The sequence below is a fragment of the Hamadaea tsunoensis DSM 44101 genome (genome assembly GCF_000428945.1).
Classification (GTDB): Bacteria; Actinomycetota; Actinomycetes; order Mycobacteriales; family Micromonosporaceae; genus Hamadaea; species Hamadaea tsunoensis.
The window spans coordinates 1-1,247 of sequence record NZ_AUAX01000069.1 but is presented as its reverse complement, the minus strand read 5'-3'; the positions used below and the strand labels follow the sequence as shown (position 1 = coordinate 1,247).

Below are 1,247 nucleotides of genomic sequence, written 5' to 3'. Positions count from 1 at the left end.
TGTGGGATACCGCGTGTCGATCTGACAGTCGACGACACAGTGAGAAAGTTGCATGTTAGCCGAATCGTTTGGGAAAGCGAACCGTAGCGGGTGAGAGTCCTGTAGGCGAAAATGTGTGACCTGTGGTGGTGTGTCCCGAGTAGCAGCGGACCCCTGTAATCTGCTGTGAATCTGCCAGGACCACCTGGTAAGGCTGAATACTCCCTGGTGACCGATAGCGGACGAGTACCGTGAGGGAATGGTGAAAAGTACCCCGGGAGGGGAGTGAAATAGTACCTGAAACCGTTCGCCTACAATCCGTCAGAGCCTTTAGGGGTGATGGCGTGCCTTTTGAAGAATGAGCCTGCGAGTTAGTGGTATGTGGCGAGGTTAACCCGGGTGGGGTAGCCGTAGCGAAAGCGAGTCTGAATAGGGCGCTGTAGTCGCATGCTCTAGACCCGAAGCGGGGTGATCTAGCCATGGGCAGGCTGAAGCGAAGGTAAGACTTCGTGGAGGGCCGAACCCACCAACGTTGAAAAGTTGGGGGATGACCTGTGGTTAGGGGTGAAAGGCCAATCAAACTCCGTGATAGCTGGTTCTCCCCGAAATGCATTTAGGTGCAGCGTCACGTGTTTCTTGCCGGAGGTAGAGCTACTGGATGGCCTAGGGGGCCTACAAGCTTACCGAAGTCAGCTAAACTCCGAATGCCGGTAAGTGAGAGCGTGGCAGTGAGACTGCGGGGGATAAGCTTCGTAGTCGAGAGGGAAACAGCCCAGATCGCCGGCTAAGGCCCCTAAGCGTGTGCTAAGTGGAAAAGGATGTGGGATCGCGCAGACAACCAGGAGGTTGGCTTAGAAGCAGCCACCCTTGAAAGAGTGCGTAATAGCTCACTGGTCAAGTGGTTCCGCGCCGACAATGTAGCGGGGCTCAAGCACACCGCCGAAGCCGTGGCATTCACACTTTGCTCGGCTTGGATGACTGAGGTCTCCAGGTCTAGGCGTGTGGATGGGTAGGGGAGCGTCGTGCGTGCGGGGAAGCGGCAGAGTGATCTAGCCGTGGAGTGCGTACGAGTGAGAATGCAGGCATGAGTAGCGATAGCAGGGTGAGAAACCCTGCCGCCGGATGACCAAGGGTTCCAGAGTCAAGCTTATCTGCTCTGGGTGAGTCGGGACCTAAGGCGAGGCCGAGAGGCGTAGTCGATGGACAACGGGTTGATATTCCCGTACCCGCGAAACAGCGTCAACGCTGAACCTCACTGTACTAACCTC

At 56.5% G+C, this 1,247-nt stretch carries 1 rRNA gene; it reads left to right on the top strand.

Annotated features, from left to right (window positions below):
* Positions 1 to 1,247 (top strand): 23S ribosomal RNA (locus G401_RS55395); the annotation flags it as partial.